The 17112-nt window shown below is 33.8% G+C and carries 19 protein-coding genes; 16 read left to right on the top strand and 3 right to left on the bottom strand.

The genetic code is table 11. The features are described 5' to 3' along the window. Positions 1-4: 4 nt before the first annotated feature. Together J2X17_RS07955 and pyrF are read right to left on the bottom strand one after the other, a co-directional pair. Positions 5-805: an ABC transporter substrate-binding protein gene (locus J2X17_RS07955; protein ID WP_310296334.1), complete on the bottom strand. Its 801-nt coding sequence runs from the start codon at positions 803-805 to the stop codon at positions 5-7. A gap of 206 nt (positions 806-1011) precedes the next feature. Continuing rightward, positions 1012-1839: an orotidine-5'-phosphate decarboxylase gene (gene pyrF, locus J2X17_RS07960; protein ID WP_310296336.1), complete on the bottom strand. Its 828-nt coding sequence runs from the start codon at positions 1837-1839 to the stop codon at positions 1012-1014. 315 nt (positions 1840-2154) lie between these two features. Between pyrF and J2X17_RS07965 the strand changes: the two genes are divergently transcribed. From J2X17_RS07965 to J2X17_RS08015, 11 genes are all read left to right on the top strand, one after another. After that, positions 2155-2628 carry a Dps family protein gene (locus J2X17_RS07965; protein ID WP_310296338.1) on the top strand — a complete coding sequence of 158 codons (474 nt, stop codon included), beginning with the start codon at positions 2155-2157 and terminating at the stop codon, positions 2626-2628. Between the two features lie 107 nt (positions 2629-2735). Continuing rightward, complete coding sequence (locus J2X17_RS07970) at positions 2736-2921, top strand: CsbD family protein (RefSeq protein WP_310296340.1); 186 nt, start codon at positions 2736-2738, stop codon at positions 2919-2921. Positions 2922-3076: 155 nt separating this feature from the next. Beyond that, positions 3077-3628, top strand: coding sequence for a helix-turn-helix domain-containing protein (locus tag J2X17_RS07975; RefSeq protein ID WP_310296342.1), 552 nt, complete (start codon positions 3077-3079; stop codon positions 3626-3628). A 20-nt stretch (positions 3629-3648) separates the two neighbouring features. Beyond that, positions 3649-4098 carry a response regulator gene (locus J2X17_RS07980; RefSeq protein ID WP_056186416.1) on the top strand — a complete coding sequence of 150 codons (450 nt, stop codon included), beginning with the start codon at positions 3649-3651 and terminating at the stop codon, positions 4096-4098. Between the two features lie 12 nt (positions 4099-4110). Continuing rightward, the gene (locus tag J2X17_RS07985) at positions 4111-5895 is read left to right on the top strand and encodes a sensor histidine kinase (protein ID WP_310296344.1); all 1785 of its coding nucleotides are present in this window, start codon (positions 4111-4113) and stop codon (positions 5893-5895) included. 133 nt (positions 5896-6028) lie between these two features. Continuing rightward, positions 6029-6598: a DUF4142 domain-containing protein gene (locus J2X17_RS07990; protein ID WP_310296345.1), complete on the top strand. Its 570-nt coding sequence runs from the start codon at positions 6029-6031 to the stop codon at positions 6596-6598. 39 nt (positions 6599-6637) lie between these two features. Beyond that, a complete protein-coding gene (locus J2X17_RS07995; protein ID WP_310296346.1) occupies positions 6638-7279 on the top strand; it encodes a porin family protein in 642 nt (213 codons plus the stop codon). Between the two features lie 39 nt (positions 7280-7318). After that, complete coding sequence (locus J2X17_RS08000) at positions 7319-7471, top strand: lmo0937 family membrane protein (protein WP_117590293.1); 153 nt, start codon at positions 7319-7321, stop codon at positions 7469-7471. Between the two features lie 47 nt (positions 7472-7518). Next, positions 7519-7803, top strand: a complete 285-nt coding sequence (locus J2X17_RS08005) for a YtxH domain-containing protein (RefSeq protein WP_310296349.1) — start codon at positions 7519-7521, stop codon at positions 7801-7803. Positions 7804-7840: 37 nt separating this feature from the next. After that, positions 7841-8200 carry a hypothetical protein gene (locus tag J2X17_RS08010; protein WP_310296351.1) on the top strand — a complete coding sequence of 120 codons (360 nt, stop codon included), beginning with the start codon at positions 7841-7843 and terminating at the stop codon, positions 8198-8200. Positions 8201-8226: 26 nt separating this feature from the next. Continuing rightward, entirely contained in the window at positions 8227-8604 is a 378-nt protein-coding gene (locus J2X17_RS08015) for a hypothetical protein (protein ID WP_310296353.1), read from the top strand. 738 nt (positions 8605-9342) lie between these two features. Here J2X17_RS08015 and prfA read toward each other — a convergent pair. Continuing rightward, positions 9343-10419 carry a peptide chain release factor 1 gene (prfA, locus tag J2X17_RS08020; RefSeq protein WP_310296355.1) on the bottom strand — a complete coding sequence of 359 codons (1077 nt, stop codon included), beginning with the start codon at positions 10417-10419 and terminating at the stop codon, positions 9343-9345. A gap of 961 nt (positions 10420-11380) precedes the next feature. Between prfA and J2X17_RS08025 the strand changes: the two genes are divergently transcribed. From J2X17_RS08025 to J2X17_RS08045, 5 genes are all read left to right on the top strand, one after another. Beyond that, on the top strand, positions 11381-11809 hold the full coding sequence (locus J2X17_RS08025; RefSeq protein WP_310296357.1) for a hypothetical protein: 429 nt from the start codon (positions 11381-11383) through the stop codon (positions 11807-11809). Then, positions 11806-12561 (top strand): helix-turn-helix domain-containing protein, encoded by a 756-nt coding sequence (locus J2X17_RS08030; protein ID WP_310296359.1) that lies wholly within the window; start codon positions 11806-11808, stop codon positions 12559-12561. Before J2X17_RS08025 ends, J2X17_RS08030 begins: the two co-directional genes overlap by 4 nt. A gap of 29 nt (positions 12562-12590) precedes the next feature. Beyond that, a complete protein-coding gene (locus tag J2X17_RS08035; RefSeq protein WP_310296361.1) occupies positions 12591-13751 on the top strand; it encodes an FAD-dependent oxidoreductase in 1161 nt (386 codons plus the stop codon). A 207-nt stretch (positions 13752-13958) separates the two neighbouring features. After that, entirely contained in the window at positions 13959-15038 is a 1080-nt protein-coding gene (locus J2X17_RS08040; RefSeq protein ID WP_310296364.1) for an acyltransferase family protein, read from the top strand. Between the two features lie 214 nt (positions 15039-15252). Next, on the top strand, positions 15253-16941 hold the full coding sequence (locus J2X17_RS08045) for a T9SS type A sorting domain-containing protein (RefSeq protein WP_310296366.1): 1689 nt from the start codon (positions 15253-15255) through the stop codon (positions 16939-16941). Positions 16942-17112: the final 171 nt, after the last annotated feature.

Genomic DNA, 17112 nt, shown 5'->3' on the forward strand with positions numbered 1-17112 from the left:
GAATTTAAGCTTTTAAGCGCTCGTGAAGTAATTTGAAGTAATGGAAAGCCTTTAGAAGTCGGCTGCCATGCCAGGAGAACATTTCGCCATCAACAAAAATAGTTTTGGCGTGATGTGTAAAACGGCCTATTTCGAAAGCGTCTTCCTCCTTAAAAGGGTAGGGTTCTGAAGAAAGGAACACCAAATCTGGATCTCCTTCTAAACGTATTTTTTTGAGTTCAATTTCAGGATAACGACCTTTATCTTGGTAGATATTCTGAAAATGATTTAATTTTAATAATTCGTTGATATACGTTTCTTTTCCAGCAACCATATAAGGACTCTTCCAAATAAAATAAGCTGCTTTTTTTGTTGGAATATCCTGAATGTATTTTTTGAAATCGCTCAGGGCGAAATTCAATTTGTCATTCCATTTTTGAGCTTCTGTTCTGCAATTAAACAATTGACCAAAATCTGAAATCATCTTAAAATTATCTTCGACAGTAACAATATTCGTTACCCAAACCGGACAAATACTACTTAATTGTTCTACAATTTCTCGTGTGTTTTCTTCTTTATTACAAATGATAATATCAGGCTGTAATAGTTTTATTTTTTCGAAATGAATTTTCTTTGTTCCTCCAACAATTTTCTTTGTCGATTTTAAATGAAACGGATGCACACAAAACTTCGTAATCCCGATGATCTTTTCTTCTAAACCTAAATCATACAATAATTCGGTTTGAGAAGGCACTAACGAGATAATACGTTGCGGAGCCGTCTCAAAAGAATGTAAAGTACCAAGCTGATCTTTGAGTTGTTTCATGTTTTAGGTTTATGGATTGTGAATTTAACCACAAAGTGCGCTAAGATTTTTATCTAACTTTATGGTTAGCAAACACAAAGTTCACAAAGCTAGATCAACTCAAAGCTTTGTGAACTTTGTGTTTTTTTTTTTACAAAACCAAGAATGCATCAAAATCTTAGTGCCCTTTGTGGTAAAAATATGTTCAAAAGTAAAGTCAACCTACTTTAAACCTGAAACTTGAAATTTAAAATCTCCTCCATTTCCTGTTGTACTTTCAAAGCTTCTTCTCTGGCTTTTTCGGCGAAATCAGTTCCTTTTGAGGCGTAGATAATCGCTCTTGCAGAATTCACTAATAAACCTACATTGTCGTTCATTCCGTATTTGCATACTTCTGATAAACTTCCGCCTTGAGCGCCAATTCCAGGAACTAATAAGAAACTGTCCGGGACAATTTTTCTGATGTCAGCAAAATATTCTGCTTTAGTAGCTCCGACAACATACATTAAATTATGGCTGTTTTTCCATGTTTTAGAAGTTTCCAAAACTTGTTTGTACAATTCCTTTCCGTTTGTAGTTAAAGTCTGAAAATCGAAAGCTCCTTCGTTAGAAGTCAACGCTAACATAATGGTATGTTTATTTTCGAAAGCTAAAAAAGGCTCAACTGAATCCTTTCCCATATAAGGTGCAACAGTTACACTGTCAAAATTCAAATCTTCAAAAAAAGCTTTTGCATACATGCTTGAAGTATTTCCGATATCGCCACGTTTTGCATCGGCAATCGTAAAAATATCGGGAAAATTTTCGTTGATATAATTAATTGTTTTTTGCAATGAAAGCCATCCTTTTAGCCCATACGCTTCAAAGAAAGCAGTATTTGGTTTATATCCAACAGCCAAATCGTGCGTCGCATCAATAATTGCTTTATTAAATTCGAAAATAGGATCTTCTGTTTCTAATAAATGTGGTGGAATTTTAGTTAAATCAGGATCTAAGCCAACGCATAAAAATGACTTTTTTTGTAGAATTTGCTCATGTAGTTGTTGTGTTGTCATATTGTATTTTACTAGTGCGGCAAAATTACAAATAATATTATTAGTTTCAAGTTTCAGGTTTCAAGTTTCAGGTTTCAGGTTTACTCACTCTGTCAGGTTGAGAGTGGTCGAAGCCCACGTTACAATTGAAGCACACTTTTGACATCGCTCAGGGTGAGATAACAGATGTTTCAAGCTAATTATCTCATAATCTAATTGCCTCATTCTCTAATTATCGCACTGACATTGAATTCCTATAACATCTTCTGAAAATTATATAAGAGAAAAAATATACTCCTGAATTATTTTTGTAAAATAACCCTAAATCAAGCAATTATGAGCCCAAATATCGGAATTAGTCCAAAAAATTTAAAGAAGAGTACCAGTATATTAGCCACTATTTTATCAAACGAAATGACTCTGTATGTTAAAACAAGAAAATTTCATTGGAATATTTCCGGGAATAGCTTTATGGAATTGCACAAATTGTTTGAAGACCAATACCGAATTTTAGAAGCTAATATTGATGAGGTTGCAGAACGCATTAGTCAGCTTGGTGAAAAAACTATCGGAACCATGAAAGAGTTCATCGAGAATTCTACATTAAAAGAATCGCCAAAAGAGTATGCATCGCAAAAAAATATGCTGGAAGAACTTTTAGAAAACCATGAGCAATTGGTAACCGAATTCAGAGATTACATTCCGGTTTTTGAGAATGATAATCACGACATTGGTTCTGCTGATTTTATTACAGGTTTATTACAGCAACATGAAAAAATGGCTTGGATATTACGTCGTTATCAAGTTTAGAAATATAACAAAATGTGAATTATACAATAGTTTTTTAAATTGATGTAACACTAAATTTAATCTCAGGCTGTAATTTTACATTACTATTAATATATAAAAAAAATATCATGAATTCGACAGAAATAAAAGGGAACTGGAACGAGCTGAAGGGGAAACTTAAACAGAAATATGCAGATTTAACAGAGGATGATTTATTGTACGCTGAAGGTAAAGAAGATGAAATGTATGGAAAACTTCAGCAAAAATTAGGCAAGACTAAAGAAGAAGTTCAACAAATCATTTCAGATTTGTAAATTCTTTTGAGTCAGCCATGATACCGTCTAATAAAAAACATTAGACGGTATTTTTTTGATTATTTTACTTTTTTGCAGTAAAACCTCATGTTTCAGTCTAAAATTACACCCAGAACCAAAAATAAATTAATTATCTTTAACCAAATTTTTATAAAATGAAACTATTTATAAAGTTCGATATTAACACCATTTGTTCTCTTTATTTAAAACAAAACCTTGAAGAACAAAATATAAACTTTAAAACTTTAGGCTTTGGCGAGATAGAAATTGAAGATAATCTGAATGTTGAGGCACTTGAGGCTTTAAAAAACAATTTGAGTCCGCATGGTTTTGAAGTTGTCGAAAACCAAAAAAGCGTTTTAGTTCAAAAAATTAAGGATGCCATAATTGAACTTGTCTTTCTTGAGGATAGCAACAATTATAAAAGTTCTGTATTTTTAGCTGAAAAACTAAATCATAGTTACGGATATTTATCGAATGTTTTTTCGGAGGTAACGTATTCATCTATAGAAAATTTCATCATTTTACAAAAGATTGAAAGAGCTAAGCAATTAATTATTATTAATGAAATGAGCTTAACCGAAATTGCTTTTTTACTTAACTATTCGAGTGTTGCCCATTTGAGTACGCAGTTTAAAAATACAACCGGAATTACTCCTTCGGCTTTTCAGAGGATAATTAAGAAACGAAGAGAAAATTTAAAATAAAACCTAAATACCATACTAAAATGCAAAAAAACGCATTAAATATATTATTGGCCGATGATGACGAGGATGATCGTCTTTTTTTTAAAGACGCATTTGAGGAAATCAAAATACAAACCAAAGTACAATTTGTTCATGATGGAATGCAGTTAATGGATCATTTAATGGATCCTGAAAACAAATTACCGGATATTTTATTTCTGGATTTAAACATGCCAAAAAAAACAGGTAAAGAATGTTTGATTGAAATTAAAAAAACCGACCATCTGAAAAACATTATTATCGCTATTTACTCTACTTCATCATCTGAAGAAGATATTGAAGATACATTTGTACAAGGTGCCAATATTTACATTAAAAAACCAAGCGATTTTAATACGCTTAAAAAAATTATCAACGAAGTCGTCACCGTAAACTGGCACTATCATACCTCAGGTCTGAATCGTGATAACTTTTTGTTACGACTAAAATAATACGCATGCCCAATGAAATGGATACCAAAGTTTAATTCTTCAAACTCTTTGAGAGTTATTTTTGTAATCGCTGTTTTCATTCTGTTATTTTTATCTTCGATTGCTTACAAACACAATCAGGATTTAAACGAATCCAGTAAATTGTTAATGCATACGTATGAAATTAACATACAATTAGAACGATTAATGTCGGCGATTAAAGATGCCGAGACAGGTCAGCGAGGATATATTATCACGCGAAACAACAGGTTTCTGTCTCCGTATCTTTATTCGCGCGACAAAGTAAACGCTTCATTTGTTACCCTAAAAAAATTAACTGCTGATAATGCCTTACAGCAGAAAAATCTCCAAAGATTATTCAAATTAATTATTCAGCGATTTGTTTCATTTGAAAACTGTCTGAAATACAGCGATCCTAAAACGTACGATAAACGTCAGCTTGACAACCACATGTTTGGCGGAAGAATATTAATGGAAAATATTCGTTTTCAGGTCGATCAGATGAATGACATCGAGAAAATATACCTCAAAAAAAGACTGGAAATTTATGACCAGGAAATTTCTTTAAGTCCTGTTTTTTCAACTTCATTATTTTTAACAGCCTTACTTTTCATTTTATTAGCCTACAGACAAATTAGCCGTGATTTTCAAAGGCTGAAAGTTTTTAATAAACAGCTTTTAATTTCTGGCGGTTTGATGGCCGAATCTGAAATTATTGGAAAATTCAGCACGTGGCAATGGGACTTAGACGCTGATAAAATTGATTACTCCGACAATCAATATCGTTTATTAGGTTTTCACCCGAATGCTTTTGTTCCGAAAAAAGAAACTTTTCTGGAGTTTGTGCATCCGGATGACAAAGACGCAATCGCAAAATCGATGGAAGGAATTCTGGAGAAAAAACAACTCCCCTTTATTTACTACAAAATTGTACGCCCAAACCGCGAAATCAGATATTTTAAATCGACCGGAAAATTATTGACTGATCAGCAGGGAAGCAAAATCTTACTCGGAATTAATTTTGACATTACTGATGAGCATTTGCTGAACATCGAACTTCAGGAACGCAACAGAGAACTGGAAAAAAGTAATAAAGAGTTAGCCTCTTTCAACCACGTAGCAAGCCACGATTTGCAGGAACCGCTAAGAAAAATCCAAACTTTTATTTCGCGTGTTTCTGATGCTGATAAAGCCGTAATGTCAGACAGTGCTAAAGACTATATTTCGAAGATTGAAGTTTCAGCAAAAAGAATGCGTGTTTTAATTGATGATTTACTATTATTCTCACGAACAAATACAACCAAAAAAGAGTTCTTAAAATCAAATCTGAACGAATTGCTTGAAAATGCCAAATCAGAATTAACGGAAATTATTCATGAAAAGAAAGCGGTCATTACAGCTTCAAAATTACCTAAACTGTCTGTTATACCCTATCAGGTCGAGCAGCTTTTCATCAACTTAATCGGAAATTCTTTAAAATATAATAAACCCGGAACTGTTCCTGAAATTTCTGTTGAATGCGACAAAGTATTATCTGCAGATTATCCTGATTTACTAGAACAGTCAATAAAAAAATTCTACAAAATAATTTTTAGAGACAACGGAATGGGATTTGATCCTCAGTTTAAGGAAACCATTTTTGTCCTTTTTCAGCGACTGCATTCTAAAACAGATTATCCCGGAACCGGAATTGGTTTAGCCATCTGCAAAAAAATTGTCGAAAACCATAAAGGGTATATTATAGCAGACAGCATACCCAATGCTGGCTCAGTTTTTACAGTATTTCTTCCTGAATAAAATCCCTTAAAAACTACATAAAAAACGTTATATAAACCCGTTATGGGAATTATATAACGTTTCTTTTTTATGCTGTAAAGCAAAATAAAGTATTCGTTAGCATCTTTGTAATGTAATACTTTATGAAGTAATAATGAAAACAATGCCCCCTAAAAAAGCACTAATTTTTAAAGTTCTTTTCTTTTTGATAATCTTATTTTGTTTCGCTTCGTGCGGAAAAAAAAGTCAAAGAGAAAGCTCTTTTAAAAAAGAAACTTTCAATAAAAATCATACTGAAGAAATAGAAACTTCTTTTTTTATTGATATGGGAAATGTTGTGAATTCTACGATTTCGAAAAGTCAAATTGCAAAACAAAAAAGTTCAGAAAGTGAAATATTGGAAGTAAGCAAAAAAATTGAAAATCATGAAAATCAATTGTTGCAGAAAATAACAGAAATGGCTAACAAAAAGCTGATTGTTATAACTGACATCAACGCCGTTCACAAAGATGAAATAGTGGCTTTGACAAATACAAAAGATCTCAATTTTAATAAAGCTTATTTAAATGCGGTGTCAATATCACTAGCGCAGCAAATTAAGTTGTTTGAAAACATTTCAAAAGAAACAAATGATAAAATGATTTTGAAATTAACGCTGCAATATTTGCCGGAACAATATCAGCTTTTACGTGAAACTGAACAAATTAAGAGTGAAATTAATTAAATGCCTTTATATCTATATTATTAACTAAATTTTTTAACAATGAAAATGCAATCAAATTTTTTATGCGCCTTAACCCTTTTTATGACCGCTTCTTTTGGAGTACTACAAGCACAAGATGAAAAAGTGACCACTGAGTTTGGTGTAAAAGGAGGATTCAACATGTCTAACCTTTATCAAAGCGAGGCTGATGACAACAATGTACTTTACGGTTTTAACGCCGGTGTATATGCCACATTACCAGTTTCAGATTTTATCGCAATTCAGCCAGAGATTTTGTTTACTACAAAAGGATCTGAATTAGAATACAACAATGCTTTTGCAAGCGGAAACGCAAAGTTCAAACTAAATTATATTGAAGTTCCTTTGTTAGTAAGAGTTAACATCACTAAAAACTTTAATGTTCATGCCGGAGGTTACGCTTCGTACCTGGTAAATTCTAAAGTAACAGGCGATGGAGACTTTAACTTTGAAGAAGAAATTGATACTGAGGATTTAAACAAATTTGATGCTGGTCTTTCAGCTGGTGTCGGAGTAGATTTTAATCCGGTAAGCATTGGTTTACGTTATAATTACGGTTTAACAACTGTTGGAAAAGAAAGGACCGTTGCAGGAACTACTTATACGTTCCCAGACGCAAAAAACAGCAACCTTACTTTATACGTTTCGTATAAATTAAATTAAAAATAAAAACATTTATTAACCCACTAAATAATAAGAACCATGTCAAATTTATTATACACAATCGCAGTTATTTTAGTTATTCTTTGGGCCTTGGGGTTCTTTGTATATAGCGCAGGAAGTATTATCCACATATTACTGGTAATTGCCGTAATCGCAATACTGTTCAGACTTATTAAAGGTCGAGAAATTTAAATCAAACTATTATTAAATAATTTATATTAATCACTAAATCAAATATTATGAAAACGAGTAACACATTATTAGGAATTTTAGGAGCTGCAGCGGCAGGAGCATTTTTAGGAGTTTTATTTGCTCCGGATAAAGGATCAAATACAAGAAAAAAAATCTCAGACAAATCAAAAGATTACGGAGATAACCTGAAAGGAAAAGTTGACGGAATTTTAAGCACTATCACTTCAAATGGTAAAGATATTATTGAAGAAGGAAAAGCAAAATTCAATCAGGCAAAAGAAGACTTCAATACTATTAAAGACGAAGCAAAAACTGTAAAAACGAACTATTAAAAAGTGAATTTTTTCAACTATAAAAATACCCTATATCATGGAAACAAATGCAACAACAAGTGAAAACCTGAATATGTATGAAAAAGCAGAAAACTATACCAAAACGAGTGTAGAGTTAATCAAACTCAAAACGGTATCAGCAGCTGCAGATGTTTTATCAACATTAACATCCAAAATTGCGGTTGGCGCGGTTGTTGCATTTTTTACCCTGTTTCTTAATATCGGGCTTAGTTTATTTATTGGAAAAGAGCTTGGTGAGTATTATTACGGTTTTTTTATTGTGGCGTTATTTTATCTTATCGTTGCTATTATATTAGTTAAAACGCAACATAAGCTAATTAAAACACCAATTGGAAATATGATTATTTCCAGCATTTTAAAAGAAACGCAAAACTGATTTAATTAAGATAAAAAAAGACAAGTATGGAAACTGTTTATACTATTGATGGATTAAATCAGCGAATAAAGCAACTGGAGGTACAACAAGATGCCGAATGGTGCGCAATAAAAGATGAAATCGATGAAATTAAGGAGAATTTAAAACCCCTTAACCTAATTCGAAACACAGTTGAAGAAATTAATGAAACCATAGGATTTAAAAGCGATATCGCTCAATCTGCCATCAGTATTGGTATTGGGTTTCTGGCAAAAAAATTAGTAATAGGAAAAACCGACTCTACATTTAAAAATATTCTCGGTTCAATAGTACAGCTTGCCGTAACAACATTAGTTTCTAAACCACATGGAGACTCGCAAGAGAGCTCATCACAAGAATCGTCGGAAGAGGAATTGTATAACTAAAAATAATTATTATGGAAAAGATAACCGAAATAATGGTAAAAAATAGTGTGTACATGTACTCTAATCTATATAAATATTTTGAATTTACGAGAGTATTTCTAGGTATCTAACTTGCTTTATACGTTTTATAAACAAACGGTTAAACAGTTAATATCCTTCACTATAATTTCTAATTCTAAATTAGATCCTTATTAAAAAAAGCAAAGTGCGCATTAGTGTACTTTGCTTTTTTGCTTTTAATTTTTGAGTTCGTTTAAAATGTCTTTGACTGCTTTTATAAATCTCTTAATGATCCAAAATACAAGGACAGCTGCGATAATGAATAACATTGTCATTATGGTGAGGTGTTTGATTTTTGCGATAGTAATAATTTAAATTTTAAATGCTTTTATTACAACATGAATGTAGTTTTATTGGTTAAAATCAAAAAAAGTACTTAAACCACAACTAAATATGGTATTAAGTACTTTTACGATCAATAATTTTTAACTAAATCTATGAAGTCTCAAATTTACAGCTATGTTCCAAAATTCTTATCTTAAATAAGCCCAATAAAAACAAGAATGGGACTTTATATTCTATGTTAATTCTTGAAATAAACTACAAAAACCAAAACAAAAAAGCCGGACTACAAAGTAGTCCGGCTTTTTTCAATTCTCTATATTCTTACTTCTTGTTTCTATTTCTCTAAAATAAAAATCTCAGAACCTTAGCATCTTAGCACCTCAGAACCTGAAATTAAAACACTTCTGAAGCTTCTTTCAATTTCTCCATATTGTTTACCAATTGAAGCTCCGCAACGATTTTCTGAATATCACCATTCATGATGTTTCCTAGATCATAAAGCGTTAAACCAACTCTGTGATCTGTTACACGACCCTGAGCGTAGTTGTACGTACGAATCTTAGCCGAACGGTCACCAGAACTTACCTGAGAAGTACGTTTTGTAGCATCTTCAGCCTCTTTTTTGGCTAATTCCTGTTCATATAAACGAGAACGTAAAACCGTCAATGCCTTATCTTTATTTTTATGTTGCGATTTTTGATCCTGACATTGCGCCACCAATCCGGTTGGAATGTGCGTTAAACGTACCGCAGATTTCGTTGTATTTACAGATTGTCCTCCAGGTCCTGATGAACAGAAGAAATCAACACGAACATCATTCATATCAATTTGTACATCAAACTCTTCCGCTTCTGGCAAAACCATAACTGTAGCTGCCGATGTATGCACACGTCCCTGAGTTTCAGTCTGAGGAACACGCTGTACACGGTGAACACCCGCTTCAAACTTCAAAGTTCCATAAACATCTTCTCCCGAAACCTCAAAAATTACCTCTTTGAAACCTCCGGAAGTTCCTTCGTTCATATCTACAACCGAAGTTCTCCAGCCTTGATTCTCACAATATTTAGTATACATCCTGAACAAATCTCCTGCAAAAATACTCGCTTCATCCCCACCCGTTCCGGCACGAATCTCCACCATAACATTCTTAGCATCTTCAGGATCTTTAGGGATCAGCATGAATTTAATTTCTTCCTCCAGTTCAGGCAATCTTTCTTTTACTTCATCCAGTTGCATTTTGGCCATTTCAACCATATCTGCATCACTTCCATCAGCAATAATTTCGTTTGCCTCATCTATATTAGCCATCAAAAGCACATATTCATCACGCTTTTCAGCCAATGCTTTCAGGTTTTTGTACTCTTGATTCAATTGCACATAACGTTTCTGATCAGAAATAACATCCGGCTGGATAATTAAGTCCGAAATCTCGTCGAAACGTTGTTTTACTATTTGAAGTCTATCTAACATTTTTTATTTCCTTTTTATTGGACTGCAAAATTACAAAATTTTTGTTGAAAATTCTATCATTAACTTTTTGAGTTTTTTAGGCTTTGTTTCTTGAGATTGTTTGGTGGAATTATGTTGTTTTTTAGGAGCTGTATCCTGCTATCCGCTATATCTTTTTAGGCAGAAGGTTTATGGTAAACAACACTATTTTGAATTGCCTAAAAAGGATGCCGCTGTTATCAGGGCTAGGAATTTGGTTTTTAGATTAACAATTATGGTCTTCCATAAAGTTATTGACTTAAAAGAAGTTAGCTTTGAAAACACTTTGCATCCCGCTCGTGAACACAAGCCTGACAACAAAAAAAAACAATAAAATACTTTGAGGGAACGAGCGAGACGCTCGCGCTAGCTTAAGTGATATATTAAACTTGAAAAATTTTACGGAATATAATTAATACTTATTTCCTCGCTAGCACGAGCGTCCCGCTCGTGAACACAAGCCAAAAACAATAAAATACTTTGCGGGCGAGCGAGACGCTCGCGCTAGTTTAAGTGATATATTAAATTTCCTCGCTAGCGCGAGCGTCCCGCTCGTGAACACAAGCCTGTCAACAAAAAAACAATAAAATACTTTGCGGGCAAGGGCGAGACGATCGCGCTAGTTTAAGTGATACATTAAATTTGAAAAAATTCACGCGATATAATGAATACTGATTTCTTAAATTGAAACAGAATATTGGAACGGGTACGAAGTCGGGAGACTTTGAAAAACGGCAGAACTGAAATTTGGCTATAACTGTGAAGCCAACATTCAGAGTATCCCTGAAATTGCGCGTACTTCATCTTTAAAAAATCACGGGATTTATCAAATTATTAGGCTTATAAAACTTACTTAAAATAATACGACATAAAGTTCTCTTCCATTCCATTTTTATATTCTTAAAAACCATAAATTTGAATAAAATACTGAACTAACCGACCAATGAAACAAATCATCACTACCCTGTTTTTAATTTTCAGCTTAAGCGTGTTCGCGCAAACCAATCAATTTGCTGGTGAATATGAGCGTAAATTTGGCCCCACTGAAGAAGAACATATAATCGAGTATAAATTGACCTTATATCAGGATGGGACATTTTTATTTCATTCTTATTCCAACTTTGGAGGTGTAAATCCTGCCGAAGTGAATAAATACGGAAAAGGAAAATGGACCTCGAAAGACAATATGATTACTTTTTCTTCTGCTAAAGAAGACTTTGATAAAAAATATACGCTGGATTTTAATACTTCGGTCGCGAGATTTGTCACAAAAAACCCAAGAGATAAATCGGATCAGGTAGTTAAAACCAGACTTACGATTTTGGAATCAAAAATTTCGTGGTTGCAAAGGCTTGATGTTTTTAAAATATGAACAATGACTTCAATTACAAATTCATTCTGCCAGACGATTCATTTTCTGACCTTGTAGAAAACATCGGAATGTTTCATAACCCGTCAGACAGAGTCAAAGAAGTTGTTTTAATGCCAGACGGACGTGTTGATTTATTTTTTATGCAATCTGAATCGGCTCCTTTTCAGGTGATACTGATTGGTTTAGAAACATTTCCGGAACAGCAGGATATTCCGCCACACACACTTGCCTATAAAATTAGCTTTAAACCACTTGGCGTCGAATATCTTTTGCAAACTGCAATTGCGGATATTTTAAATAGTGCCAAAATTTTATCTCCAGATTTTTGGGGTTTTGGCCCCGATGATTTCAAAGATTTTGACACTTTTCATCAAAAAATAGTACAAAAACTAAACGAACTTTTACCTCACGAAATTGACGAAAGAAAACGCCAACTTTTCGAACTCATCTACGCATCAAACGGCGAAATCAAAGTAGCCGAACTTTCTGAAAAAATATCCTGGAGCAGCAGGCAAATCAATCGTTACTTCAATAAACAATTCGGACTTTCATTAAACGCTTTCTGCAAAATTCTACGCTTCAAGGCATCTTTACAACATATTGCACAAGGCCAACTTTTTCCGGAATTAAACTTTACGGATCAGGCACATTTTATAAAAGAAATCAAAAAATTCTCAGGTGTAGTTCCGAGTGAACTATTAAAAAATAAAGATGACCGATTTATACTATTATCCGTTCTGAAAGAAGAATAATTTTGCCCGTATCTAAAAATTATACGGAAATGTTATTAAAAAATAAACAAGTTGCAATCATTGGCGGCGGACCAGGCGGACTTACATTAGCACGACTTTTACAACTTCAAAATGTAAATATAAAAGTCTACGAAAGAGATTTGAACAAAAACGCACGAGTGCAGGGATCACCTTTAGATTTGCATGACGGATCAGGCTTGGCAGCGATTCACAAAGCAGATTTATTTACCGAATTCAGAAAGAATTTTCTTCCCGGTGCCGACAAAACACTAATCGTAAACGAACAGGCTGAAATCTTTTACAGTGACCACGAAACGAATCGCCATGAAGATTTTGACAACGAATATTTTCGACCTGAAATCGACCGCGGTGCATTAAGAAAGATATTGCTGGAGTCACTAAAACCCGACACCGTAGTATGGGATAGTCATTTTATTTCGATGGAACCTCAAAACGAAGGCTGGCTGTTGCATTTCAAAAAGGGTTTATCCGTTTACGCAGACATTGTGATCGCTTCTGATGGAGCAAATTCGAAAATCAGACCTTATATTACGGACATTAAACCATTTTATTCCGGTATCACAATGCTTGAAGGGAATGTTTATCAATCTGAAAAAAATGCACCTCATATTGCTTCTTTAGTCAACGGCGGAAAAATAATGGCTTTTGGAGAAACCAAAAATATCTTGCTTGGTCAAAAAGGCGGCGGTGATCTTGGTTTTTACGCAAGTTTTAAAACAGATGAAAATTGGGCGTTAAACAGCGGTCTGGATTATGCTGATACAACACAAATTTTAGCATGGTTTAAAAATAAATACCCTGAATGGAGCGATGTCTGGCATGAACTTTTTGAAAATGCTGCAGTACCGTTTATTCCACGTCCGATTTATTGCACACCATTAGACCAAACCTGGGAAGCTTTGCCTAATTTAACCCTAATTGGTGATGCCGCACATGTAATGCCCCCTTTTGCAGGTGAAGGTGCAAACATGGCCATGCTCGATGCCTTAGAGCTAAGCGAATTCCTGACGTCTGACAAATACAATACAGTGCAGGAAGCGATTTCTTCTTATGAAATAAATATGCGTAAAAGAGCTGCAAATGCCGCTCAGGAATCGCTTGAAAATGGCGAAAAAATGCACTCAAAAGAGGCGTTGAAAACAATGTTGGCTTTCTTTAACGGACATTAAAAATCTACGTAGCCGGAAGTGTCATTAAAAACTACACAAAGGTCTCTGCTTTTGTGTAGGTTTGTATTCTTAAAAAAACATAAATTTGAAAATAGGAATATGCCCGTTGCAAAACGGGCAATCTTTTTTGGATAAATTTGATATCTTACCATTCATTTTAATATCAAATAAATTCCTTTTTCAACTTTAAAATTAGAATTATAATAAATGACAGAAATAGAGACTAAGGTTTTACATACAAAACAACATTTTGAGATCCTTGATGGTTTAAGAGGTATTGCCGCTTTGGCGATTGTAGTTTTTCATTTTAAGGAAATCGTTTACCCACCCGCCGAAAATTTTATAGCGCATGGTTTTTTAGCGGTTGACTTTTTCTTTTGTCTCTCCGGGTTTGTTATTGCCTATGCTTATCATGACCGTATTGGCAAAATGAGCATTAAAGATTTTTTCAGCTTAAGGTTAATCAGATTACATCCGTTGGTTGTTTTTGGTTCGGTATTGGGTTTGCTGACCTTTCTTTTTGACCCTTTTAGTAATCACGCTCAAAACTACGAAACCGGAAAATTGATTCTTGTATTTCTGACTTCCATTCTTTTGATTCCTTTTCCAGTTATGCCGGATCGTTATTTTAATTTGTTCGGCTTAAACGCACCAGCCTGGTCTTTGTTTTGGGAATATATTGCTAATATTCTTTATGCCCTTTTTCTTTATAAACTGAGCCGTCGTTCCCTTTTTATATTAACAGTCGTTGCTGCAGCTGCGATTTGTTTTATTAGCCACCGTGCGGGAGGATCATTGATGGGCGGCTGGAGTGGAGAAAATTTTTGGGATGGATGCGGGCGTATTTCATATTCCTTTTTGGCAGGTATGCTGATTTATCGTTCCAATTGGATAATTAAATCGAAACTGGGATTTGTCGGTTTATCTATATTATTGCTGTTTGCTCTTTTAATGCCTTTTACCGATTGGAACTGGCTAACGGAACCTATAGTTGTTTTACTTTATTTCCCTTTATTAATTATTTTGGGAGCCGGAGCTACACTGACACAATCATTTAGAAAAATTTGCATCTTCCTCGGAAAAATATCTTATACGTTATACATGACCCATTATGCGGTAATGTGGATATTCGCTGGATATTATGCTAAATACAAACCGGCAACAAGTGAGCTTGCTTTAATCATAATCATAGGAACAGTTCTTTTGCTTGGTATCGCTTATTTAACAATGAATTTTTACGATACACCAATTCGGAAGTATTTGACGGACAGAAGAAAAAAGTCTTAATTTAAACTTCAAACTACCTGTGAGATTGCTTCATTCCGCGAAGGGACTTTGAACTTACTTTCTAATTTTATCTAAAATAATTTTCAGTTTTCTTGTGTTAATTTATTTATATTTGAAAGATAACAAATACCAACTAAATCCCTAGCTAATTAAACTAAATCTAACCAAGTAAGAGCAAAACTTTTGTTTCTGAAAACTAATTTTGGCCCTCTATATGATTAAAAAACTACCTATTCTACTTTTATCGTTATTCTTATCTCTGTCTTTTTTTACAACAAACAGTTTAAATGCGAAAACGCTAAAAACTGTTGCTGGTATTACTCCAGATGCAAATGGTATTTTGTACGTTAAAAAAGGAGGTACAGGAAATGGCTCGTCATGGAATAATGCCTACGATGATTTTCAAACTGCAATGACCAGTACAAATACTGCCATTCGTCAAATTTGGGTTGCGGCCGGAACGTATACTCCAAATTATGGTTTTTCTTTTTCTCTGAAAAATAATGTACAGATTTATGGTGGATTTGTAGGAACCGAAAATGATATTAGTCAGCGCGATCTCAAAACCAATATAACTAATTTAAAAGGAAATAGAAACACTGTCATCAAAACACGCGACTTAACCGCAATAACGGTTTTAGATGGTTTTACAATTTCTGACGGATTTACCGAATCAGACGGAAGTCAGAATAACGGTATGGGCGGAGGAATGAACCTTCTTTCATGTTCTCTTACAATCTCAAATTGTATCTTCATAAATAATAAAGCAAGTGCAGGAGGGGGAATCTATAATTTTGGGGGTTCCGGGGTAATAACAAACTGTACATTTATTAATAACGGAAATTCTGCTATTGAGAATTTGTATGGTACACCAATAATAACAAATTGCAATTTTGAAAAAAATATTTCACCAGTCGCAACGATATATAATGAACGCACCACTGTTACTCTGACGAATTGCAATTTTACAGAAAATAGTGGTTGGGACGGCGGTGCCATGTATAATGATCTTTCTACCGTTACAATGACCAATTGCCGTTTTGTGAAAAACATTTCCAAACGCAGCACTACAGGAAATAATGGTGGTGGTGCAATGTACAATGTCTTTCACTGTAATATCAATATCTATAATTGCAGCTTTATCGAAAATTCTGCTGTTCGTTATGGCGGTGCCATTGTCAGTAATAATGAAGTAAATTTAACCATTGCAAATAGTCTTTTTGCGAACAATACTGCCGGCACATTAGGACAAGAATTTTATAATACTGTCAATGTTAAACTTAAAATCGTCAATAGTACTTTTTTCAATACGGGCAACGATGCCATAGTTTATGATGAAAGAAGTATGGAATTTATAAATTGTATCGTTTGGGCCAAAATAGAATCATATAGTCAATATACCGCAAAAAACTCTTTACTACTTGGTAAAACCGATACTGCTAACGCCAATATCGACGCAACAGGAATTAGTGAAACTCAGATTTTCAACAATCCTTCTACAGGAAATTATTCTCTTTTGGAAGGAGGAGTCACGATAAATAAAGGAGATAATACTTTATACGATCCTTTAGTTTTCGGTAATGTAGATTTATCCGGAAGACCACGTATTAACGAAACCACTATTGATTTGGGAGCTTATGAATCTAAAAATGGTACTTTGGGAATAGGGAATGTCGAAAAATCGACTTTAAGAACTTTTCCTAACCCTGTAAAAGGAGACTTTTTTAATATCGAAAATGCGAGCCTTGACGGAAATGCAATACTTTATGACATTTCTGGAAAACAGGTAAAATCTGTCATAATAGAAAACGGAAAAGCACAGGTGAATGTAAGCAATTTGCCTAACGGCGTATATTTACTAAAAACTGAAAAAGGCGACAGTTTAAAGATAATTGTAGAATAAAGGTAAGCTTTAGTAGTACATTAAAATTCAATATCATTGGCGCTTTCTAAAGAAGCGCCTTTTTTAATAACTACAATAACCTTTGTCCCTTTGCACCTCTGTCCCATTTACATCTTTATCCCTATTTAATTTCAATACCAAATTCTAAATTCCTAATTTGCGGCTTCAAAA

Origin of the sequence: Flavobacterium aquidurense (assembly GCF_031458035.1) — a bacterium.
Lineage (GTDB): Bacteria > Bacteroidota > Bacteroidia > Flavobacteriales > Flavobacteriaceae > Flavobacterium > Flavobacterium aquidurense_C.